This is a genomic window from Micromonospora sp. DT231, from assembly GCF_049847025.1.
In the GTDB taxonomy this organism is placed as follows: domain Bacteria; phylum Actinomycetota; class Actinomycetes; order Mycobacteriales; family Micromonosporaceae; genus Micromonospora.
In genome coordinates, this window is the sequence record NZ_JBNCNO010000005.1 from 18,792 (window position 1) to 42,082 (window position 23,291).

Annotated in this window: 16 protein-coding genes; 5 read left to right on the forward strand and 11 right to left on the reverse strand. The window is 71.2% G+C overall.

Annotated features, from left to right (window positions below):
• Positions 1-54: 54 nt before the first annotated feature.
• The 3 genes from ACPXBU_RS14530 to ACPXBU_RS14540 form a co-directional block, all read right to left on the reverse strand.
• A complete protein-coding gene (locus ACPXBU_RS14530; RefSeq protein ID WP_425758394.1) occupies positions 55-2,316 on the reverse strand; it encodes a hypothetical protein in 2,262 nt (753 codons plus the stop codon).
• Between the two features lie 10 nt (positions 2,317-2,326).
• A complete protein-coding gene (locus ACPXBU_RS14535; RefSeq protein WP_425758395.1) occupies positions 2,327-4,411 on the reverse strand; it encodes a hypothetical protein in 2,085 nt (694 codons plus the stop codon).
• A gap of 205 nt (positions 4,412-4,616) precedes the next feature.
• Positions 4,617-5,039 (reverse strand): effector-associated constant component EACC1, encoded by a 423-nt coding sequence (locus ACPXBU_RS14540; protein ID WP_425758759.1) that lies wholly within the window; start codon positions 5,037-5,039, stop codon positions 4,617-4,619.
• Between the two features lie 172 nt (positions 5,040-5,211).
• Here ACPXBU_RS14540 and ACPXBU_RS14545 point away from each other — a divergent pair, with 172 nt between their 5' ends.
• Positions 5,212-8,013 carry a M14 family zinc carboxypeptidase gene (locus ACPXBU_RS14545; protein ID WP_425758396.1) on the forward strand — a complete coding sequence of 934 codons (2,802 nt, stop codon included), beginning with the start codon at positions 5,212-5,214 and terminating at the stop codon, positions 8,011-8,013.
• A gap of 128 nt (positions 8,014-8,141) precedes the next feature.
• Here ACPXBU_RS14545 and ACPXBU_RS14550 read toward each other — a convergent pair whose 3' ends face one another.
• The 7 genes from ACPXBU_RS14550 to ACPXBU_RS14580 form a co-directional block, all read right to left on the reverse strand.
• Positions 8,142-8,333, reverse strand: a complete 192-nt coding sequence (locus tag ACPXBU_RS14550) for a DUF397 domain-containing protein (RefSeq protein WP_425758397.1) — start codon at positions 8,331-8,333, stop codon at positions 8,142-8,144.
• A complete protein-coding gene (locus tag ACPXBU_RS14555) occupies positions 8,324-9,124 on the reverse strand; it encodes a helix-turn-helix domain-containing protein (RefSeq protein WP_425758398.1) in 801 nt (266 codons plus the stop codon). Before ACPXBU_RS14555 ends, ACPXBU_RS14550 begins: the two co-directional genes overlap by 10 nt.
• A 401-nt stretch (positions 9,125-9,525) precedes the next feature.
• Positions 9,526-10,407: a sigma-70 family RNA polymerase sigma factor gene (locus ACPXBU_RS14560; RefSeq protein ID WP_425758399.1), complete on the reverse strand. Its 882-nt coding sequence runs from the start codon at positions 10,405-10,407 to the stop codon at positions 9,526-9,528.
• Between the two features lie 5 nt (positions 10,408-10,412).
• On the reverse strand, positions 10,413-11,093 hold the full coding sequence (locus ACPXBU_RS14565) for an NAD(P)-dependent oxidoreductase (RefSeq protein ID WP_425758400.1): 681 nt from the start codon (positions 11,091-11,093) through the stop codon (positions 10,413-10,415).
• Positions 11,094-11,192: 99 nt separating this feature from the next.
• Positions 11,193-15,449 (reverse strand): FtsK/SpoIIIE domain-containing protein, encoded by a 4,257-nt coding sequence (locus ACPXBU_RS14570; RefSeq protein WP_425758401.1) that lies wholly within the window; start codon positions 15,447-15,449, stop codon positions 11,193-11,195.
• Positions 15,450-15,459: 10 nt separating this feature from the next.
• Positions 15,460-18,006, reverse strand: a complete 2,547-nt coding sequence (locus ACPXBU_RS14575; protein WP_425758402.1) for a WD40 repeat domain-containing serine/threonine protein kinase — start codon at positions 18,004-18,006, stop codon at positions 15,460-15,462.
• Between the two features lie 129 nt (positions 18,007-18,135).
• The gene (locus tag ACPXBU_RS14580) at positions 18,136-20,679 is read right to left on the reverse strand and encodes a protein kinase domain-containing protein (RefSeq protein WP_425758403.1); all 2,544 of its coding nucleotides are present in this window, start codon (positions 20,677-20,679) and stop codon (positions 18,136-18,138) included.
• A gap of 169 nt (positions 20,680-20,848) precedes the next feature.
• Here ACPXBU_RS14580 and ACPXBU_RS14585 point away from each other — a divergent pair, with 169 nt between their 5' ends.
• From ACPXBU_RS14585 to ACPXBU_RS14600, 4 genes are read left to right on the forward strand one after another with little or no spacing between them, the layout of a single operon-like run.
• Positions 20,849-21,157 carry a hypothetical protein gene (locus ACPXBU_RS14585; protein WP_425758404.1) on the forward strand — a complete coding sequence of 103 codons (309 nt, stop codon included), beginning with the start codon at positions 20,849-20,851 and terminating at the stop codon, positions 21,155-21,157.
• Positions 21,154-21,450, forward strand: a complete 297-nt coding sequence (locus ACPXBU_RS14590) for a WXG100 family type VII secretion target (protein ID WP_393360969.1) — start codon at positions 21,154-21,156, stop codon at positions 21,448-21,450. Before ACPXBU_RS14585 ends, ACPXBU_RS14590 begins: the two co-directional genes overlap by 4 nt.
• Before the next feature lie 13 nt (positions 21,451-21,463).
• Complete coding sequence (locus ACPXBU_RS14595; protein ID WP_425758405.1) at positions 21,464-22,555, forward strand: hypothetical protein; 1,092 nt, start codon at positions 21,464-21,466, stop codon at positions 22,553-22,555.
• A 3-nt stretch (positions 22,556-22,558) separates the two neighbouring features.
• Positions 22,559-23,023 carry a hypothetical protein gene (locus ACPXBU_RS14600; protein ID WP_425758406.1) on the forward strand — a complete coding sequence of 155 codons (465 nt, stop codon included), beginning with the start codon at positions 22,559-22,561 and terminating at the stop codon, positions 23,021-23,023.
• 83 nt (positions 23,024-23,106) lie between these two features.
• Here ACPXBU_RS14600 and ACPXBU_RS14605 read toward each other — a convergent pair whose 3' ends face one another.
• A complete protein-coding gene (locus tag ACPXBU_RS14605; RefSeq protein WP_393360977.1) occupies positions 23,107-23,259 on the reverse strand; it encodes a hypothetical protein in 153 nt (50 codons plus the stop codon).
• Between the last annotated feature and the right edge of the window lie 32 nt (positions 23,260-23,291).

The following is a 23,291-nucleotide window of genomic DNA, read 5'->3' on the forward strand; positions in this document are numbered from 1 at the left end:
CGACTCCTCGGCTGGCGGCGGGCCGGCGGGACCGTGCCGGCAACTGCCGCTGCGTCACGCCGTCGGGATGCTGTTACCCGACGTGCCGAGGCGGATGTCGACGTCGGCGGGCTCGGTCATCTGGTCGTACGCCTTGGTCTTGAGCCGGTTGGTCTGCAGCTCGCCGTCGAGCAGCGCCGCCCGCAGAGCCTCCGCGTCCGCGATCTCTCTGCTGGTCACCGCGTCGGCCGCGGTCGTCGCACCCTGCACGACCTCCAGGTGAGTGCCGTCGGTGGGCATCAGCTCGGCCCACCTGGCCAGGCAGTAGACCCGCTCCGGCACCTCCTGGCACTCGCTGGTCAGGTCCGGCATCTCGTCACCGGTGCCGAGGTGGCTGGTGCGAAACGCGCCCAGTTCGTCGACGAACGCGGCCAGTTGCTGCTCCACCGCCGGCGCGAGCCGGGTCGCCACGACCTTGCCGAAGATCCACCGCAGCGCCGCCAGCTCCATACCGGCCCGCACCGGGAGGTAGAGCTTTGCCCAGCTGGCATTGAGGAAGTCACTCGGGTCGCGCTCGGGGGCGCGGGCCTCGCCGGCCGACCACCAACCGGGGTACGACACGAACGAGGCGCGCTCCCAGTCGAAGACGCGGTGCCAGAACTCGATCTCCCACGCCTCGTCCCGCACACTGGCCGGGAAGTGCGCCTCGACGATCTGCGAGACCATCTCGTTGACCGGCGAGAAGCCGCTGCGCAGGCGCGCCTCGAACTCGTCCGCGGCCTCCGCGGCTGCCGCCAGCGCCGCGTCGCGCCTGTCCTGCCAGTCCTGCAGGTCGGTCAGATAGCCCGCGACCAGCGCGTTGTAGGCGGCGTCGTCGGCGTTCTCGGCGACAGGCGTCGGGGTACGCCGGAACGTGGCGGCGAGCTGCACGTCGGCGCCGGGCCCGGCGAGCCAGCTGGCCGCGCCGACGTGGATGCGTACCCGCAGCGCCGGCTGACCGTCGGCGTCGGTGACCACCGGAACGCCGACCACCCGAGCCGCGATGCCGGACGGCGGCCGGCGAGTGATCAGGGTGAGGTTCTGCCGAATGGTCTCGATGTCGCCGTCCCACTCCCAACCGCTGTCGAAGACGACGTCGATGTCGTAGTCGGCGCTCATGTCGCCGGTGAATCCCCACTTGTCGAGTGTGACCACCGGGGAGTGGATGGTGCGGGTCTCCACGGCGGCCGGCACGCCGGGCGCCGGGGGCACCGGCTTGACCGGCATGGTGGGCAGCGCGGCGAGAGCGTTGTCCCTGATCCGCTGGCGCCCGTCGGTGATCTTCTTGGCGAACGCCAGCGCCGGGTCCTTCACCGTCGGCGCCCAGCACACCCGGGCGCCGTACCGCTCGTGGGCCAGCTCCAGCCGCTGCAGCACCTTGAAGTAGTGCAGCGTGATCGGCGTTGCCCGGTTGGGATTGCGGACGGTCCGCTTCGAGGTCGACTCCATGCCGGTCTCGCTGACCAGCTTGAAGTCGGTCCGGTGCTGGGTGCGGTAGCGGGCGGCGACCTTGGACGTGGCGGTCTGACTGTCCTTGACCGCACGGCGACTGGTCTCCTGGCTGGCCGCCGTCACGCTGCGCGTGTAGCCGATCGTGTGGCTGGCGTTGAAGGTGCCCCAGACGCCGGTCGGGCTGGTGTACTGGCCCGTGTGGCTGGCGTTGAGCCCCCAGGTGTCGGTGAGTGACTTCTGCCGCTCGAAGCCCTCCTGCAGTTCCGTGGTGAGCGCGCTGGTCAGCTCGACGTCGGTCTGCTTCTCCGTCTCGTCCTGCTCCTCCAGCGTCAGCTCGCGCTTGGTGTAGGTGCGCTGTTCCAGCACCGCCTCCTCGCCGGGCGCGAGCGCCAGCGCGTAGACGTGCTCGCCGAGCGCGAAGCCCACCGGCCGGATCCGGGTCCGGTCGAGGAACGCGATGCCCACGTCGGACTGGAGCAGACCGGCGACGAACTCCGCCTCCTGGTCACCGAGGAGGCTCTGGCGCCGGGCCGCTGGCTCACGGTTGGTCATGCCCGAGTCCTGCCCCGGCAGCGCCGCCTCCGCGGCGTCCATGTCGTTGGCCTTCCACAGCCCCGACAGGCCGAGTTCCTTGAGCAGGTGCGGCAGCCGGTCGGAGGAGAGCCCGCCGTACCGCATCGCCTCGATCAGCGCCTGCTTGACGTAGAACGGCAGCAGAGGCGTCTCGCCGTCGTCGAAGGTGAGTTGGACCGGCACGAAGTAGTTGGAGTAGACGTAGCGGTCGGAGTGCGCGGTGCTGAACCCCAGCGTCGCCAGATCCGCGTCGGCGACGACGACTTCACCCATCGGTGCTCCTCTAGAGTGGCAGTTTGAACAGGGTTTGCAGGCCCTGGTAGGTCATCTCGTGCGAGGTGACGAAGAACCCGGGAAACAACTGGCTGAGGGCGGCCTGCCGGACGACTGTCTCCCGCACGGCGTGCGCCGTCAGCTCCTCCAGGCCGGCGACGACCTCCGCCGGCACCCCGCCCTTCCTGGCCCGCTGGTAGGCGTCCGCGATCGCCTCCCAGCGACCGTCGAACGCCTCGCCGAGATCGTCGGCGACAGTGCCCCACGTCTTCTCGAAGCGCTCCAGCTTCGTCGACGCGGTCCAGTCCACGTTCGTGACCCGGGCCGCCTCGGAGTCGACCAACAGCAGGTCGCTGCGAAGCTCACCGACGGTCGTGGACGCCTTCCACCCGAACCGCTCGGCGAGGTGCGTGGCCAACGCCTTCTCCGCGCCGGCCGCGGACGGGCTCCGGGTGAACCCGACGAGGCGCAGCAGCAGGTCCCGGTCCGGGTGGCTGAGCAGGAGCTGGGTGACCGTCTGCCGGAGCACCGCGTCGGAGCCGCGCAGGGCCGCGGCCAGCTCCGGGTTGGCCGCGCGGACCGCCTCGACGACAGTGGCGAGCGACTTCTCCGCGAACGGCTGCAACCCCGGTGAGCGAGCGACCAACTGGGCGGTCTCGGCCGCCATCCGGCGGTGCACCTGTTGGCCGAGCCGCCAGGGTTGCGCCTGCCCGGCCTTGCGCAGCGCGCGGAACTCCTCGTACGCGGCGGTCTGCAACGCCCGGTTGAACACGGTGGTCAGGCGCTGCTCGAGCTGGCGGGCGATGGCGGCCCGCACCGCGGCGGCCCCGATGTCGCGGGGGGTCTTGGGCGGTTTGAGCTCGCGCAGGTCCTCGACTCGCTTGATGATCTCGTCGAGCGCCTGGTCCAGCTCTGCTCGGCTGGCCGAGCGACCGGCCGACGACACCGTCTCCGACATGCACGCCATCAGGACCGGCTTGCCGTCGGCGCTGATCAGCGCGCTGAGCCGGGCGCCCGCACCCGCGCCGGCGAACGCCTCGGCGTGCGCGGCCTGGTTGAACACGGTCAGGGTCAGCTCGGCGTCGACAAGCAGCGTCCGGCCCTGCCGGAACAACGCGTCGAGCACCTTCGGCGGAAACAGGGTACGCAACACGGCCAGGCCCACCTGCGGCGTGGCCAGCAGTGCCGCCCGGCCGATCGCGACGAGCAGCGCGGCGATCTGGGTGGTCAGGAGACGGACCTCGGCGGCGGCCTCCCGGGCACCCACGATCAACAGCGGCACGTACCGGATCGCGGCGCGCACCGCCACGCCACCGAGTAGCCGGACCAGGTGGACCAGGCCGGTGAGCAGCTGGAACAGGTCGCCGGCGATCCGGCCGAGCAGTCGACCGGCAGCGAACGGGTCGAGATCCTCCAGGTGTCGCCCGAATTCCGCCGCCCAGCCGCGCCAGAGCGTCAGCAGCCGCTCGGGCACGGTGCTCGGGTCCAGCGCGGCAACGACGCCGGCCAGCGCCTCGCGGACGACGGTGGCCTGCTCGGCAAGACGGTGCAGACCGGCGCGGGGGTCCGCGGTGAGCACGATCAGGGTGGTCAACTGCTCCTGCTGGAGGCGACCGACCAACTGCACGAGTTTGCCGAGGTCGACCACCACCGTCGCGAACGACTCCCCGACGCCCACCAGGAAGCCGTCGAGGAACAGCTTGGGATTGATGCCGTTCCAGGCCGCGTAGTGGCGCATCGCGTCGAGCAGCGCGGGGTCGAGGCCGAGCAGGAACCGGCGGAACTCGCCGTCGGTGTCGACGTCGGAGGCCGCCAGGTCGAAGAACTCCTCGGCCAGCCTGAGCCTCGCCAGCATCGCGACCAGGTCCCAGACGTTGTCGGCGGAGATCCGGCCGGTCATCGCCTGCAACACCCGGTCGCGGGTCATCGAGCGGGTGGCGTGCGCGTCCATCCAGTACCGCACGGTCAGCGCGACGACCTCCACCCGCGGATCCTGGGTACGCACGCCGTAGACCGCCGCCCGGTTCTCGGCGGACACCCGCGGCACACTGAACCAGTCCTGGATCATGACGGTCTCGCCCGTCGGCTGCCCCACCTTCCCCACCTCCTCCGGCGCAGTGCACTGTCCGGGCAAGGGGATTCGGGCGGTAGCGCTGGGTCGAGAACCCGACATCACTCCACTTCGGAGTGGGCTGGCGGAGGTCCGCGAAGGGATCGATATCGGCCAGCACTGTCGGGCCGACCGTCGACCCGTGAACGACCCTGGGGTGCGGGCGGTGCGGTCGACCGGGTCGGGCAGCTCAGCTGTCGTTCGTCTTGGCAGACGGTTGGCGATCGGCCAGCGCGCGCACGGCGGCCTCGATGAGCGCGGTCACCTGATCCATGTCACGAGCACGGTGTACGTCCACCTCGGCCGTCCAACCGTCGGGCCGGGCGAGCCGCACCGTCACGTCGTCGCGGCGGTGGACGAGCCAGCCGGCGACCGCCTGCACCAGCACCATGGCGGCGCCCGCGTCGTCGACCGCCACCCGCAGCGAGTCCGTGCCGTCTGCCGGCGACTCACCAGCGGACGGCTCACCGGCCGGCGTCTGACCGGTCGGCGTCTGACTGGCCGGCGTCGAGGTCACCCCGTCGCGCAGCCGATCCTCGGCGCGCAGCCAGGATGCCAGCGAGCGCCGCGCATCGGCGGACGGCCGATCAGGATGGACCGAAAGCGTGATCATCTCTGGCACGCGTCCTCCTCCCCAGACGACGACAAGCTGCCACCATCCTGCCACTCCGCGTCGGAACCGGCACGCCGTGTAGTCAACACCGTCGATCGGACCTTGACCACGTGTCGAACGGTTCATAGGCTCCGGCCACTGCGAGGCTTTCCCCGAGAAGGGAACCCGATACATGGCCCCATCGATGCGCTCGTTCTGGACGGTCCCCCCGAGACGGCTGGCGGGCGTCGCCACGATCGCGCTCCTGCTCGGCCTGACTCCCCTGCTCGGCGGCACACCGGCCGCGAGCGCCGCGCGGCCCGCACCGTGCCGCGACGACCCGACCGCACGGTTGGCCACGGTGCCCGCGCCGGAGGCCGTGTTCGGCTTCCCACTCGGCGTGGGTCAGGAACGGGTCGTCACCAACGAGGAGGTCCGCACCTACCTCACGGCTGTCGACAGCGCCTCGGACCGGGTCGTCACCGGAGTGCTGGCCACGAGCGTGGCCGGGCAACCCCTGCCGTACGCGGTGGTGTCCAACGAACGGCACGTCCGGCCGTCCGCCCTGCGCAAGATCGCCGACGACGTACGGGACCTGCGTGATCCCCGTCGGACCAGCGCGCGGACCGCCGCCCGGACGGCGAAGGACAGCCCGGCCATCGTCTGGGTCACCGCGAACGTGCACGGCGGCGAGAAGAGCGGCACCGACGCGGCCCTCAAGACGCTGTACGAGTTGGCGGCGGGCCTGTCCTGCGAGGTCGCCCGGCGCAACGACAACCTGGTCACCGTCATCGTCCCGACCCAGAACCCGGACGGCCGCGACGCGACCCGCCGGCAGAACGAGTTCGGCTTCGACCTGAACCGGGACTGGTTCGCCCGCACCCAGCAGGAGACCGACGGCAAACTCGAACTGCTGCGCCGCTACCCGCCGCAGGTCTTCGTCGACGCCCACGAGATGGGCGGCAAGCAGTACTTCTTCCCGCCCAACGCCGACCCGATCCACCACGAGATCGCCGGCGAGGCGGTGGACTGGATCAACCGGATCGGCGAGGCCAACAAGGCCGGCTTCGGCTACAACGGCGCCTGCGACGACACCGCCTTCACCGAGTGCTACTTCAACTACGACACGTACGACCTGTTCTTCATGGGTTACGGCGACACCGTGCCGACCACCGGCTTCGGCGCGGCCGGCATGACCTACGAGAAGGGCAGCGCGTCGGCGGTCGCCGACCGGGTCCAGCAGCAGTTCCACACCCAGTGGTCGACGCTGGGTTGGGCCGCCGCCAACAAGCGCGAGGTGCTCGACGGCTACTTCGACATCTGGACCGACGCCCTCGCCCAGGGCCGGGCGGGCACCCTCGAACCGAACGAGGTCGTGCAGCCCACGAACGAGGTCCAGTTCCCGGTGCCCGACCTCAAGATCCGCTCGTACTTCCTGCTGCCGGATCGGCAGCTCGCCGACGTCCGCCAGCTCGTCGAGCGGCTGCGCCGGATGGACGTCGAGGTGTACGAGGTGCAGACACCGACCCGGGTGCCGACCGCACGCGTCTTCGGCGGCCGGAGCGCCACGAACGTGACGGTGCCCAGGGGCGCGTACTGGATCCCGATGGACCAGCCGCAGAAGCACTGGATCCAGGCCATCATGGGCGAGGATCCGTACACGCCGTTCCCCTACTTCTACGACGTGTCGTCCTGGAGCAACCCGCTGCTGATGGGTGTCTCCACCATCTACACCGGCGACAACGTCCGACCGAAGGCCCAGCTCGTCCGCGCGATAGCCGGCGGCCGGACCGCCCCGGCGTGGCCGTGGGGCTCGTACACGTACCGGCTCGACTCGGCAGCCGCCGCGGAGCTGACATTCGGCCTGCTCGGTCGCGGCGTGCCGCTCACGCGCAGCGCGGACAGCAGCCTGGTGGCCCTGCCGGCGAAGACGCTGACCCGGGAGATCGACCAGCTCGCCACCTCGCTCGGGGTGAACCTGGCGCCGGGCGGGCCAGCCACCGGTACGCCCGTGACCCTGCCCGACGTGGGGCTGTTCCAGGGCACCGGCGTCTCCACCACCTCCGGCTCGCACGGCGAGGCCCGTTACGTGCTCGGCAAACGGTGGGGGCTCGACCTCACCCCGGTCACCACTGCCGACATCAACGACAACACCGAGGCGTTCACCGGTCGTACCGTGCTGGTGGTGCCGGACGGCAGCAGCGCGACAGGCGGTCTGACCGCCGCCGGCCAGGCCAACCTGCGTGCCTGGATCGCCCAGGGCCACACCTACGTCGGGCTGCGCAACGAGGGCACCCGGCTGGCTCGCGCGGCCGGGCTCACCTCCACCACCGAGAAGACCAGGCCGGCCGACTATGTGGTGATCGGCTCGCACCTGCGGGTCGACGTGGACACCACCAGCCCGGTCGCCCTGGGTCGCCCGGCGGAGGACTTCGAGTTCAACAACAGCGACCCGATCCTCAACCCGAGCACCACCGGCACGAACGTGCTCAGCTACCCGACGGGCGACACGTTCTGGGCCAACGGCTACACCGTCGGCGCGGACACCCTGAAGGGCACGGCCGCAGTCGTCGACGAGCCGACCGGCGCCGGTCGGGCGGTGCTGTTCGCGTTCAATCCGCTCTTCCGGGCGTACAACGAGAATGGCCTGCACCTGGTGGCGAACGCGCTGCTCTACCCGGCGGGCGCACCGGACGCCCGGCGCTCCGCCGGGGTCGACCCGGCGCGCGCCAGCGCCGCCGCCGCGCCGGTCACGCCGGACCTCGGCGGCGGGTGGCGGCCGATCACCGTCGAGGTCGCGGCCAGTGACCTGCCGCGCACCCGGGCCATCGTCGAACGCTTCACCACCGACGCGCGGACGTCCGCGAAGGACAGCTCGGCGTACGTCGTGATCCCCAACCCGCAGGGCCTCCAGGTCGACGAACACCCGTTCGCGAGGGACCTGGTACGCGCGCTGCGCGACGCAAAGGTGCCGCTGCGGTCGGTGGTCGGCTGACGATCCCGCACCGCGAAAGCGCCCGTCCCCGTGGTTGCGGGGGCGGGCGCTTCGGCGTGTGCTGGGGGACGGCTACGACCGGGCGTGTGCTGGGGGACGGTTACGACCGGGCGTGTGCTGGGGGACGGTTACGACCGCCGGGTGACCTCGGTGACGAACGCGCGCCAGGCCGCCGGCCCGAAGACAAGCGCCGGCCCGGTCGGGTCCTTGGAGTCCCGCACACCGACGATGCCGGGCAGATTGTCCGCAACCTCGACGCAGTCGCCACCGCTGGAGCCGCTGCGACTGGACTTGCGCCACGTAGCGCCGGTCAGGTCCATGACGTCACCACTTCCTTCATCAGGTCGGTTGACTGCCGCCGAGGTAGAGCCTCGTTCCGTACGGTCTCCCACTTCGAGAGAAGCGTAGCTATGTCATCGTCGTTGCTGATGACCGCCCCGCCAAGCTGGTTCTCCAACTGGCCCACCCATTTGCCATCGGCGGCCCGTGCCAGGATGAACGGACCGGTGAGCCCGGCATGCATGCTCACGTCGGCCGGCACGACGTGGACACTGATGTTCGGACGCTCGACCAAGGTCAACAAGTGCGTGATCTGTCCGACCATGATCCCCCGAAAGTCTTCGCCCGCCCGTCGCAGCACCTCCTCGCCGATGACCGCAACGAATTGCGGTGCCTTCGGCTGGGTGAGAATCGATTGCCGGTCGAGCCGAGCTGCAAGTCGCTTTTCGACATCCTCATCACCCAGCGCGTCGTCGCAGCGAATGACCGCTCGAGCGTAGTGCTCGGTCTGGAGTAGGCCAGGAATCAGGGACGGTTGCCAGGACCGAAGCTGAGTCGCGACGCGCTCGGCGTCGAGCCACGGCAGGAACCAGGATGGTGCGCCCAGCTCCGCCACCATGCGCTGGAACAGGCCGCCGTTCTTGACCGCCCGGTCCGCGCCCTTGATGAAGTCCATCGTCAACGCTCGCGTCTCACTCTCCACGGCACTGACGTGGGACGCGCTGAAACCGGCGCCCCGGCCGAAAGCCTCCTGCGTCATCCCGGCGGCCCCTCGGGACCGGCGGATCTCGTTCACGATGAAAGCGGCGAGCGGGTGCGGTAAGTCGGCCATGCAAAGCTCCCCAAACCGGAAGATCGACTACTCATGCCACTGACGGCGTGCGTTCGCCAGCTCGACCCGATCGAGCGAAACGCCTCCCGAGCGTAAGGGTCTCCACAGCAGAGTGTCACCACCGACGCGGCCAGCGCGGACCCAAGTCCCGGCAGAGGCGTCCGCACCGGGCTGTCAGCGGTCATCGGCGCAGATCTTGGACACTTTCCGTTAGGCGCACAGTTAGGCGCGAACGGAAAGTGTCCAAGATCTGGGGATGCGGCGGCGACCTGCGTCGTGCGGCGGCCCCTCGGGACCGGCGCGATTCACCATGAACGCCACGAGGGCGTGCGTCGCGTCGGCCAGGCGACGTTCCCCGACCTGCTGTCCCGGGAAGCTACGTAGCTGATGTCGCCAACCAGTCACGCCTGCGGTGACGGGTGCGCAGGTTCCGAGGAGAGCTTGCCCGAGTCGAGGATCAGGTCGATGGCAGTGATGCGATCGCCGTGAATGGTGACGCCGACAACGGCGACGAGCCTGCCGCGCCGGTCGCGGGCGACAACGCCGGCGAGCCCGTTGACCAGCGCGGGAGCGCAGAGGCGCGCGAATCGTGGTCCCGCGTCGGCGGCGCGGGCGGCCACGGCGTGGGCGCCGGTGAGCAGGGCGGGTGCGAGCCGCGCTCGGCGTCCGTGGTCGGCACGGAGCACCACGTCGGGGTCCAGCAGGGCCAGCAGTGCGTCGAAGTCACCGGCGCGGGCGGCGGCCAGAAACGCGTCGACGACATGTCGCTGGGCGGGCAGACCTGCCCTGGGCTGCGAGGCGTGGTCGCGCAGTCGTCGGCGGGCGCGGCTGGCCAGTTGCCTCGTGGCCGCTGGTGTACGCCCCACGACTGCGGCCACCTGCTCGAACGGCATACCGAACATGTCGTGCAACACGACCGCGAGCCGCTCGGCGGGTTCGAGGCTGTCCAGCACCACAAGCAACGCGATGCCCACCGCGTCCGTGTGCAGGCTGGCTGCCTCCGGATCACCGTACTCGCTGACCAGCGGCTCCCAGGTCGCGCCGAAGAACTCGCGGCGCGCCTGCCGGGCCCGAAGCATGTCGATGCACACCCGGCCGACGAGCGTTGTCAGCCAGGCCGCGGGATTGGTGATCGTGGCCGGGTCGGTGCGCGTGGTGCGCAGCCACGCCTCCTGCAGCGCGTCGTCGACCTCGGTCGCCGATCCCAGCAGCCGGTAGGCGACCGACCGCAGACGCGGGCGGTGCTGTGCGAACTGCTCCACGAACCACTGCTGGTCGTCCATCTCGTCTATCTCCCGAACGCTTCCCGCCGCAGCATCGCCCAGAGTGTCGGGGCGCCGTCCGCGGTGGTGACAGCCACGGTCTGCTTGACCCACGCCGTGTCGCCAGCCTGGGCCAACAGGCAGGCCGCCAGGTCCGCGCGGCTGGTGAAGATGCCGTCGGAGCGATTCTCGGAGAGCCGGTAGCGGGTGATGGTGTCGCCGTCGAACAGCCCCGACGGGCGCACGATCGTCCAGTCGAGATCGCTGTCGCGCACCAACGCCTCCATGGCGCGCATGTCGTCGTAGGTGGTCCTGCCGATGGTGGCGGTGACCAACGGCTGGATGACGCGGTTGAGGAGGAAACCACCCTCGGCGTGGTGATGTGGCTCGGTGGCGCTGGAACTGACCACCACGAGCCGCCGCACACTCTCGCGGCGCATCGCCGCCAGGATCGTCGCGGTACTGCGGCTGTAGAGCAGAACCGGTTGCCGGGTGAACGGCACTCCGAGCGTCGACAGCACCACCTCGGCGCCGTCCAACGGGGCGTCCACTGTGACATCGGCCGCCACCACCTCCAGGCCGGGGCCGCTGACCGGGAACGACTGTGGCTGCCGGGTGACCGCCCGTACCTCGTGGCCGGCGGCCAACGCCTGCTGTACGAGGCGAAGGCCCGTGCCCCCGTTCGCGCCTAGGACGACGATACGCATCTGGTGTGCTCCCCTTCGAGATGGTCTGTCGAGGAGAACGTCGATCCACGTGGTTCGTCTGTGACAAACCGCAGGTCACGGCGATCGACGTACGGGTGACTACGGCGCGGCCACCTGCATCGACACCGGCGTACGGCCGGCGGCGAGGTAGCCCCGACCGGGCGGGCCGGTGAGGTACTGGTCGGGTTCCAGAGTGATGTTGTGGGCCACCGCCGCCGACCGGTTGCCCGGGACCAGCACGAGACGTGTCCCCGCCATCACGATCGCGTTGACCAGACGGGTGAGCGGGCTGGGAAAACCGGTCAGCAGGGGGGCGGCGTCCGCGGTGACGACCAGGGCCCGCTGCCCGCGCGCGGCGGGGCTGCTGATGTCGTCGAGCAGCGTGGGGCTGCTCGCGAAGCCCTGTTCGCTGGGCAGCACGGTGATGCGGTCGACGTCGTCGACGACCACCGCGTACGGCTCGTCGCCGAACGCGGCGGCGGCCTCGCGCAGGTCGCTGTCCCGGAACGTGACACCGGTGAGCACCCGAAGCCCGGCGTCGTCGGGGAGCAGCTTCGGCAACGGGGACTGGGGCGAGGCGACAGCGAGTACGCCGATCCCCCGCCGCCGCAGCGCGTGCGCCACGGTGGCCGCCGCGGTGGTGCGGCCCGTCCCGCCGGCGCCGGAGATCAGCAACAGGTGCGAGTCGGCGTGGAACAGGTCGATGCCCACCGTGGTGTGGTCCGGCCCGCCGATGCCCAGCGGTATCCAGGTGGACGGCGCCCCGGTGTCGGCACTCGAGGAGAGCGCGGCCAGGTCGATGCGCGCGGGCAGGGCGGGGAACCGCCGGGGCAGCAGGTGCGCGGGTGTGTCGTGCGGCGCGACGGCGTCGGCTCCCGTCGCTAGGCACACCTGCACGTGCCGGCCGCTGCCGGCGTCGATGGCCCGTCCGGGCAGGATCTGTGGGCTGGCCATGCCGGTCTGCAACTGCATCCGGCGCGTCTCCTCCTTGGGAAACGGTAGGAGCAGCCGTCGGTTGTAGAGCGTCGGCAGCCGGTGGTTGAGCATGTCCTGGCCGCCGAGCGGCACCACGTGCACGCCGAGCGGAGCGCCCGCGGTGATGACGCCCCGCAGGGTGACGAGCAGTGACGTCTCGACGAAGGCGGGGTCGCTGTGGTCCTCGAAGTGCTCCCACCCGTCGACGACGACGACGATGTGCGGCCGGGGGCCGTCCGACGGAGGCACCGTCGCGGCGCGGCGTTGCACCTCCTGATCCAGCCAGGTGACCAGGCGACGGATCCGGTCCGGCTCGGCCGCCGAGAGGACCCCGCCGCAGTGCGGCAGCGCCGCGTACTCGGCCAGGCCCGCCGGGTGCCGTTCCACCACGTACAGGTGGGCCTGGTCGGGTCGGAAGCGGGCGGCCAGGCCGGTGATCAGGGTGCGGGCGAACGTCGTACGCCCAGACTGCGGGCCACCGGCGACGAGCAGGCGGTCGACTCCGGCCAGGTCGAGGTAGTCCGCCGGCTGCGCCTGCCGTGCCGGGTCGTCGGCCAGGCCGAAGGGCACGGCGGTCGCCGGCGCGGCGGCCGTCCACCGCGACGGCAGCTCGTCCACCGTCAGGGTGGCCGGCAGCGGGGGCAGAATCGGCCGGAAGGGCGCCGACAGCCCGGACCGACCGGCGGCGTCCTCGATCGCGGCGATGACGCGTTCCTGGTCGGTGGGTCCCGCGCCGGCCGTCTGCGCCGCGACGGGCCGAGGGGCGCCGAGGTCGGTCGGGGCCAGGACGCGCACGGCGGCCGGGGCGGCACCACCGCTGGGCGGGGGGTCGCCGAGGTAGCCCGACTGGAACGGCTGCGGGATCCGGGTCTCGGCGGTGGTGCACAGGATCATGCCGCGCCCCCGCAACGCGCCCGGGATGGTGGCGGCGTCGGGGACTCCGAGCACCTCCGTGCTGTCCGCCGGCTCGTTCTGGCGAAGGCTGATCCGCAGCGACACGTTGTTCTTCAACTCGGGCGACAGTTTGCCCTGCAACGACTGGGTGGCCAGCACGAGGTGCATGCCCAGGGACCGCCCCTTCGCGGCGACGTTCACCAGCTCCTTGACGAAGTCGGGTACGGCGTCGAGCACCCGCCCGAACTCGTCGAAGATCATCACCAGTCGGGGCAGCGGCGGCAGGTCCGCCCCCGCCAGGCGCTTCTGCCAGTACCTGTCGATCTCCCCGTCGTACCGGGCCAGCAGGGACTCCCGGCGGCTCACCTCGGCCCGGATCGAGGCGAGCACCCGGGCCGCCGCCGCGTCGTCGAACACGTCGGCGGGAGTCTCGCCGGTGGACCGGATGAGGGAGACGACGTGCGGACACCGTTCGAAGGGCAGAAACGCGCTGCCGCCCTTGAAGTCGACAAGCACCAGGTTGAGTTCGTCCGGCCGGTTCGCCAGCAGCAACGACGTGACGAGGGTCTGCAGCAGGATGCTCTTGCCGGCACCCGTCGCACCGCCCAACATGGTGTGCGGTCCCTGGCCGGCGAGATCGACGTACACCGGGCCGGTGGCGTCCGCGCCGAGCACGACGCGGGTCCGTGGGCCCCGCCCCCGCTCCCAGAGCGCGCGCACGTCGTCGCCGGTGGGCGCGCCGAGGTCCAGGAGGTCGAGCAGACGCACCGCGCCGGGGATGGCGTTCTGGGCCGCGCCGAGCGTCGCCCGGTCGCGCATCGGCGCCAACGCCCGCGCCAGCCGCTCGGCGGTCGTCGCGTCGAGACGATCGACCCAGACCGTCGTCGCCGGGCCGTGCGGACTGCTGGTGAGCTGTGCCGAGTCACCCGCGGTCTCGATCAGACCCCGGCACTCGTTCATGCTGTGCCGGTCGGCGCAGATGAGATAGACCCCGACCGCCGGCCCGTCCCGCAGCACCTCGTCCATGCCGGACAGGTCCCGTAGCGCCAACGCGCCGTCGAGGACGACGACCACGTCGTCGAACTGCTGCGGGCCGCGTTCGGCACGCCGCGACGCGATGAGGGTACGCAGCTCCCGTACCCGGTCGGCCCGGGTGGCGGTGGTGTTGCCGATCCGGCAGGGAAAGGACGTCGTCTCGCCCGCGTCGACGTGCGGCAGCCAACGCGCCCAGGCCAGTCGGCCCGCCGCGTCGGCGCTGAGCAGCACGATCCGCAGGTCGTCAGGGCCGCGCAGGGTGGCCAACTGGACCAGCAACCACCGCAGGACGGCGTGCACCGGCTCGTCGTCACCCGTCACACCGAGCACTCCGACGGCACGCAGGTCCACGGTGACCGGGACGGCCGACAGCTTCGGGGGCTGGAAATCCGGCCAGGGCTCACCGCGTACGGTCACCGACGCCAGCTCGTCGGCGACCCCGACCCGCAGCGCCAGCGCGTGCGGGGAGTCCGCCCGGCGCGTCCACAGATCGGAGCGGGCCCCTCTGGCGATGTCGACGATCTCGGCGCGGCTCGGCGCGAGCGCCCGGCGTGCCTGCTGCTCGGCGGTGACCTGGGTGGCGATCGTCGCCTCGACGACCTTGCGCGCCGCGGTGAACTCGGCCTCGCGCTCGGCGTCCTGCTTCTTCTGTGCGGACTGGTGCAGCAGCAACCCCCCGATGGAGACCGCCGCGCCGAGCAACAGGATGGGTGACTGGGTGAGCAGAGCGGCCCCCACGGAACCCGCGGCACCCAACAGGTAGGCGGCCACCACGGGACCCCTGGTCACGCTCGGCTGGATCGGCAGGGTCACGTCGGCGGTGGGGACCACCGGGGCGCGGCCGAAGGCGCGGTCGAAGTCGAGTCGACCGTCCGGGGCTCGGACGAGTCGCCGCGCCCCGGCCGGCACCGGGGTCCACCGCAGCTCGTTGCCGCCGATCTGGAGCACTGTGGTCGGCGAGACGGCGGTCCGCTCGGCGATCCGCACACCGTCGACGTACGTGCCGTTGCTCGATCCGCCGTCGGTGACCGTGGCCGTGCCGTCCGGTGCCACGTCCAGCAGCGCGTGCGTGTTCCGGGAGACGTCGGTGTCCCGCAGTGGCAGCGCCGCCGCGGAACGACGAGCTATCGGGTGGGCCCCGGGGCGCAGCGCGACGGCCAGGCCGGCGTCCGGGCCGTCCAGCACCTCCAGCACACCCGTCGCGCCAGCCGTGGCCAGGCGACCGACCGGCCCGGGGCCGCCCACGCTGATCACCGAGCCGCTGAGCAGCGGACTGTCGCCCAGGCTCGCGGCCGGGTCCAACGCGACGGCCCCGACGAAGCAGCGACGACCGGCCACGGAGGCGGGCAGCGCGGCGAGCACAGACCGCACGCTGCTGGTGGGCGCGGCGATCACTTCGACGTCGTGCGCGGTCCCGGTGCCGGGATCCCACACGGTCAACCGCAGGATCATGACTGTGCCCTCACCTGTCCGAGCCGTACGTCCACAGTTGCAGCCCCTCGTCCCCGCCCAGGGCGGCAGCGCCGGCGGGGCTGAGCGCCACCACGTCGGACGCCAGGTCAATGCCGGTGAAAGGTCCGGGCCGGTAGGTGTGCACCGTCCGGCCGGTGGTCGTACGCCAGATCCGGACCTCGTCCCGGCGGACGGTGACGAAGAGGTCGTCCGGGCCGAATGCCGTGGCACCGGGAGTGCCGGCCTCGCTGACCAGGGTGGCGAGGATCCGATTGGGGCCCGTGCTGCGGATCAGCACCTCACCGTCGCCCGTGACCTCCGCCCACGGCGTCACCGGTCCGTCGATGCGGGCCGCGTCCTGGCCGCTGGTGGTCTCGAAGGCGCGCAGGGAACCCCGCTGGTCGAGCGTCATGAGCACCCGGCCGTCCTGGCTGAGGCGGATGGTCTCGACGTCCGCCTGTCGGGTGACCACGTCGATGCGGCTGTCCGGAGACAACAGGGGCCACACCTTGACCTCGCCGTGGCCGAGGGCCGCCATGCTGGTGCCCTGCGGGGTGAACAGCAGGGTGGAGACGCCGCGCCCGACGGTCAGCGTGGTCGTGTTCTGCAGGTTGGCGACGTTCCAGAGCTTGACGACGCCGTCCTCCCCACCGCTGGCGAGGGTCTTGCCGTCCGGGCTGAAGGCCAGCACGTTGATCCTGTTGGTGTGCCCCGGGACGACGACCGTGGCCCTGCGGTCGGCGACGTTCCACAGCGTGATGCCGAACGTGGCGGTGTTCGCACTGGCGAGGGTCTTGCCGTCCGGGCTGAACGCCACCGCGCTGACGGGGTCGTCGCGCAGGGCCACCAGCGCCGCCTGCCGCTGGTGGAGGTAGAGGTGACCGCCCGCGATCAGGCCGGCCACCACCACGAAGCACAGCACCGCCCACGGCCGCCGAGAGCCGAGTGGCCGGAGGGCACGCGGTGACCAACCCGGCAGCTCGCGCGACCGTTCGGCGATCCGGACGTCGCTCGGCGCGGCGGCCCGCAGTGTGTCGACCACCCGCGCCGGGTTGACACCGACGACGTCGCCGACGACCCAGACCGGCTTCTTGCCGGCCTCTTCGTGGAGAACGCCGGTGCGCCTCCAGACGTCGGTGGTGGAGGCCGGCACGCCACCTGTCAGCTCGATGCCGATCCTGGGCTTCTCAGCTCCTGACCACACCGTGATGCTGGGCACGTCCTTCCACAGCACCTCCTGCGGTGATCCGCCACCACGTTCGAAGCGCACCGAGCGGCTGCCCACACTCAGCTTGCCGTGCGGGGGATCGACGATGCTCCGCAGCATCAGGACCCCCGCCAGCGGTGGCAGGAGTACGGCGGGGAAGACCGTCCATTCCGGCAGACCGACGACAAACACCAGGTTGGCGACCAGGACGGTGACCCAGAGCAGGGCGGCGAGAAAGGCCAGGCGGGCGGCGATGTTGATCCTGCGTACGCGCTCCGGCACCGCGACCACGAAGCCGGTCGTCGACGAGCCGGTCGACCGGGTCGCCGCCGGTCGCCGGCGAGGTGGTGCGGGGCCGCCCGGCTGCGCGGTCGTGGCCTGCCGCTCCCAGGCCTCACCCTCTGCCTCGGGGTCGCCGCCGGCAGGACCGGGCCGTTCGGTGGCAGGGCTGTCCCGCCGGCCAGTGGCAGGGCCGTCCCGCCGGCCAGTGGCAGGGCTGTCCCGCCGGCCGGTGGCGACCGCGCTGACCGGGACGCCGAGGAGCGCACGGGCCTGCTCGACGGTGAGCCGTTGGGCCACGTCCCGCGTGAGCAAACCGGCGATCACCGTGGACAGCGGTTCGTCGCAGCCGATGGCCGGCAGGTCGTCGTAGAGGACGGCGTGCAGGGTGGCCGCGGTGGAGGGCCCCTCGAACGGAAGCTCACCGGTGACGGCCTGGGCGAGGGTCACACCCACCGACCACAGGTCGGCTGCCGGCGTGGGGTCGTTGCCGTGGAACAGCTCGGGAGCGAGGTAACCGGTCGACCCCATCATCCCCTGGCGGGTCAGGCGAGCGTCCCCCACAGCCCGTGCGATGCCGAAGTCGAGCAACTTCACCTCGTCACCCGGCAGCACCATGATGTTGCCGGGCTTGACGTCCCGATGCACCACACCTACCGAATGCGCCGCCTGCAAGGCGTCGAGCACGCGTACCGCGATGGCCGTCACCCGCTCCGGTGACAGCGCCCCCTCCCGGTCGAGGAGATCGGCGAGCGTCGGGGCGTCCACCAGCTCCGTCACGATGTAGGCGGCCTCGTCGTCGGCCGTCGCCGGCACGAGATCGTAGACCGCGACGACGGCCGGATGGTTGATCCGTCCGGCGGTGCGCGCCTCACGTAACGCCCGCTCGCCGAACAGCCCGCGCTCCTCGCCGGGCAGGCCGAGCGGGGCGCGGATCTCCTTGACGGCGACCGTGCGCCCGATCAGCTCGTCGCTCGCCCGCCAGACCACCCCCATGCCGCCCCGACCGAGGACGCTCTCCAGCCGGTAGCGCCCGGCGACGAGACGCTGCGCCGGCTGCGGATCTGGCACCCTCGTGCTCCTTGCCATCGTCCACGGAAGTCGGTGCGAACCATACTCCGATCGGTTGCGCGGCAACGTCCGTCCACAGTGACGTCAGTCAACGCGTCACAGCCGGTGCGACAGGCGTTGACGTCAGGCTCAGCGGTCCGAGTCGTACGCCCACAGCCACAGCCCGGAGTAGCCGCCGAGGGCGACGGTGCCGGCGGAGCTGATTGCCACCACCGACTCCGGCACCCTCTGGCTGGGGACGACTCGTGGCTTGTACAGGTGCGCGGTGCGGCCGGTCGTGGTGTGCCAGATCCGGATGTCGCCCGCCGACGCAGCCACGAACAGGTCTCCCGGGCCGAAGGCGGTGGAACCGAAAGTGCCACTCGAGTCACCGACCAGGGTGGTCACGACCCGGTTGGAGCCGGGCGTGCGGAGCACCACCTTCGAGTCGGACGTGGTCTGCGCCCACGGCGTGAGGGGCGCGTCCACCTGGGAGGTCTGGCGACCACTCGCGGTCTCCCAGGCGTGCAGACCGCCCCGGTAGTTGAAGGCGACGAGCAGTCTTCCGTCCTGGTCGAAGCGGAGCTCGTCGAAGTCGATCGGCTCGGGCTCCGGAGCGATGGGGAGATCGACGCGCGCGTCCGTGGACGACAGCCGCCACATCATCACCCGCAGCCCGCCGAGGACGGCGATGCTGTCACCCTGTGGCGAGAACACCACGTGGTCGACGCTGCCGTAGTCGCCGAACGTGAGGTCGGCCCTGTGCTGCCGGCTGGCAACGTCCCAGAGCTTGACCACGCCGTCGTGCCCGCCGCTGGCGAGAGTCTTTCCGTCCGGGCTGAACCTGAGCACCTCGATGCCCCTGGTGTGCGCGGGAACGGTGGCCATCGCCGTACGGTCGGCGACATTCCAGAAGGTGATGCTCGACGTCTCGTCCTCGGCGCTGACGAGTGTGGCGCCGTCCGGGCTGAACGCCAGCGTGCTGACCCGATCGCCGTCGAGCTCCACCATCGCCGACCGACTCTGCCGTACGAAGACGTGGCCGGCCACGACGAGCACGACCAGCAGCAGGGAGGACAGCACCGGGATCGGCCACCGACGGCCGAGCGGCAGGAAGGCTCGGGTGGACCCGCCCGGCGTCTCGTCGGTCGGACCGGCGATGCGGACCTGGCCGGGAGCGCTGGCTTTCAGGTCGTCCACCACTACCGAAGGCTCGGCATCGAGGTCGCCGACGATCCAGACCGGGCCGCTGTCGTTGTGGTCGCGCAGTACTCCGCGTGCTTTCCAGCGGTTGATCGTGCCCGCCGGAGCGTCCGAGGTCAGCTCGATGCCGAGCCGGGAGCGCGTGGCCGATCTGCCGGCACCGGGCCCGACCGTGACGGCGGCGACGTGCTCCCAGAGCAGATGCGTCGGCTCCCGCCGCCGGAAGTGCATCCGCATCGAACGGTTGGTCAGCTGGACCCAGCCGTGCGGCGGGCTGACGATGCTCACCATCAGCCCGGCCCCGGCCAGCAGCGGCAGGAGGATCGCGGGGAACAGCGTCCAGTCGGGTCGGCCGGTCATCAGCAGCAGGCTGGCGAGCAGGCCGGCCACCCACAGGACGAGGCCCACGACGACGAACCGGGCGGCGATGTTGACGATGACGGTTGTCCGCGGCACCTCGGCGAGGACGTTGACCGCCGGCTGCTCGGTCGATGGCGTGTCTGGCGCGACCGGGCGTTGCCGAGGAGGCGTGGGCCCCGCCGGCTGCACGGTGGTGGCATGCCGTTCCCAGGATTCGCCCTCGGGGGCGGGGCGAGCGGGGCCGGTGTGGTCGTGCTCCCCGACCGCGGCGGCGGGGCTGTCGCGCCGGCCGGGCACGCCCGCGTTGACCGGGGCGTCGAGAAGGCCACGGGCCTGCTCGACGGTGAGCCGTTGGGCCACGTCCCGGGTGAGCAGGCCGGCGATCACCGTGGCCAGCGGCTCGCCGCACCGGATGGGCGGCAGGTCGTCGTAGAGGACGGCGTGCAGGGTGGCCGCGGTGGACGCTCCCTCGAACGGAAGCTCACCGGTCACGGCCTGGGCGAGGGTCACACCCACCGACCACAGGTCGGCCGCCGGCGTGGGGTCGGTGCCGTGGAACAGCTCCGGCGCGAGGTAACCGGTCGACCCCATCATCCCCTGGCGGGTCAGGCGGGTGTCCCCCGCCACGTGCGCGATGCCGAAGTCGAGAAGTTTCACCTCGTCACCGGGGAGCACCATGATGTTGCCGGGTTTGACGTCGCGGTGCACCACACCTACCGAGTGCGCGGCGGCCAGTGCGCCCAGCACGCGTACGGCGATCGTCGCCACCCGCTCCGGTGACAGCGCCCCCTCCCGGTCGAGGAGATCGGCGAGCGTCGGAGCCTCCACCAACTCCGTCACGATGTAGACGGCCTCGTCGTCGCCGCTGGCCGGGACCACGTCGTGGATCGCCACGACCGCCGGATGGTTGATGCGCCCCGCGCTGCGGGCCTCGCGCAGCGCCCGCTCCGCGAACCGCAGACGCTCCTCGGTCGGAAGCCCGAGGGGAACGCGGACCTCCTTGACCGCGACGGTGCGTCCCATCAGCTCGTCGGTCGCCCGCCAGACCACCCCCATGCCGCCCCGGCCGAGGACGCTCTCCAACCGGTAACGCCCCGCGATGAGCTGGTGCGGCGACTGGGGATTCGGCACCTTCGCGCTCCTTGCCATCGGGCATTACAGTCGGTGCGAACCATACTCCGGGCGATCGCGCGGCGGTGTCCGTCCACATAGGAGTCGATTTACGTCTCGTGCCTGGTGCACGCGGGCTACGGGGTTGGGTTCGACCGAGAACGGCGCGGCTTTCAGGGGGGACGGGGCGATGGCGACCGGGTTCGGCTTCGACAGGGACGCGGTCCTTCAGGCCGTGCGGCAGCTGACGGATGTGCGCTCCGAGCTGGAGTCGGCCCGGCGGCAGACCGGCCAACTGCCCAAGACCGGCTCCCACGACGTCGACCAGGCCCTCTATGAGTTCACCAAGGCCGCGGTCCACCACCAGACACGCCTGGCGGCCGCGGTGGCAGCCGCCGCGGACGGGCTCAACGACGTGGTCACGGGCCACGCCCAGCTGGACAGCGCACTGGCCAACGAACTATCGACAAATCAACAAGCAAAAGGGGACGAGCGATGAGTGACGTCAGCGTCGGCTACGAGGGCCTCCAGTCGGCCGCCCGCACCTTGACCACGGGGCAGGAGGAGATGACCCAGAAGTTGACCGCCCTGAAGTCGATGATCGACCAACTGGTCAACAGCGAGTTCCGCACCCAACTGGCCTCGGGTCGTTTCCAGGACTCCTACCAGCAGTGGACCACCGGTGCGCAGAACATGATCGGCGGGCTGGAGGGCATGTCCACGTTCCTGGTCGGCGTCGTCCGCGAGCACCAGGACCTGGACGCCAGGCTGGCCGGGGGCATCAACGGCTGATCGCCCGACCGACGTGGAACAGTGGCAGGTCCTCGACATCTACGACGGCGATCCGACCCCCGGTGAGCCGGCCTCGATCCGTGCGATGGCGGCCGACTCCCGTCGCGCGGTCGGGGAGGCCGACGAGCACGGCACGCGACTACGCGCCATCGCGGCGCTCAGCGGCGCGCTGGCCCTACGGGGCGACTTCGCCGCGACCGTCGAGCAGGAGCTCGCGCTGCTTCCCGCTGAGGCGAAGGCCCTGGCGGACGCCCACCTGGCCTGCACCCGAGCCCTTTCCTCGTTCGCGGACGAGTTGGAGCGGGTCCAGCGGCAGTCCCGCAGCGCGCTGCAGAGGGGGATGGCGGCCGACAGTCAGTACCGCAGCCTGCTCGATCAGTTCTGCGCGTTGACCCGTCGGAGTCCCCGCGGGTCGGGGATCTGGCGAGGCCTCACCGAGTCCGACGCGTCCGGAGAACGTGAACCGGTCTACTCGATGGCCAGCTCCGTCGGCCGATCGGCGCGGCTGTGCGAGGCGGAACGCCAGGAGGCGCGGGCCTCTGCTCTTCAGGCGAAGGGCCTCTACCAGGAGGCCGCGGGTCGGTGCGCCACGGCGATTCGGGCCGCCACACTGACCTCGACGCGACTGAACGCCGCACGAAGGTCAGCGCCGGACACCGGAGCGTCCTCGAGCACGACCAGCGGACGCATCGCCGGACCCGCCGGCAAGAAACCGCAGTTACCTCCACACCCGCGCCACAATCTGGAGAGAGTCCAGCCGGGCAGCCGCACGAAGGCGGCCAACACCGTCGTCCTCCCCACCGCGGACGTCACCAAGGACATCGACGACATCAACAGCGGTCGGGCAACCTGGGATGCCGGCCGCCAGCGCTACGTGGTGAACGGACGTACCTACATCCCCAAGGACGGGAGAATGGTCCCCGAGTCCGGGCCCGGCCTGGAGGCGTTGGACCATCAGGAGTACGAGTCGCTCAAGGCCTACATCAGGTTTGACGGCGACCTCGATGCGGCCGACGCCGAGCTGTCCAGGGACCCCTACAACACGCCGGCGCACCGGGCCCGCGCGCTGGAGGTCTTCCGCCATCACAGCAAGTACCAGGAGTGAGTGGTGGTCTATCAGATCCAGTTCGAGAAGGAGATTCCCGCTGCCCGGCTGCGGCGGTTTCTCCAGGACAGCTATGGCATCGCGCCCGCGGGGGTCTACGTCGGACGGGTCGCGGACCGTCCGGTCGACGATCCTCGGCCGGTCGCCATGTTCACGCCGCCCGACCATGACGAGGAGTTCGGCTGGGTCCTGGTCGGCGACACCGAGCTCGCCGATGCGACAGGTCAGGACGAGGTGGAGCTGGCGGTCGCCCTGGCCCGCGCATTCGGGGTCCGGGCGGTGGTCGACGACGGAAGCCTCTACCCCGACAGGTGGCGGCTGGTCAGCACCGATGGCAGCAGTGGTCTGGTGCTCACGGACGAGGACGCCGCGGCCGACGGCAGTCTACGGATCGTGCACGCCCTCGAACCGATCGCCGGCGAGCCCGACCTGACAGTTGTGCGGCCGTCGGGCGGGGCCGACGACTGACGACCGGCAAGCGTCGTTGAACGGACATGGCCCGGCGCACGGCCTGTCGTCGACGCACCGATGTCGCGGTCGGATCGGAGATCTCACGATGCGTCCTCGTCGTCGCCCCGGCCACCACGGCGTCGACGCACCGTGCCGGCGGCCAGCAGGGTGACGACCGCGGCGGTCAACTGGAGTGCGGCGCCCAGCAGATCGACCAGGCCGGAGATGGCGTCAGAGTGCGTCACAAGATCCATGAACGGCCTCCGGGTTCGTGCCCACCGTCCGC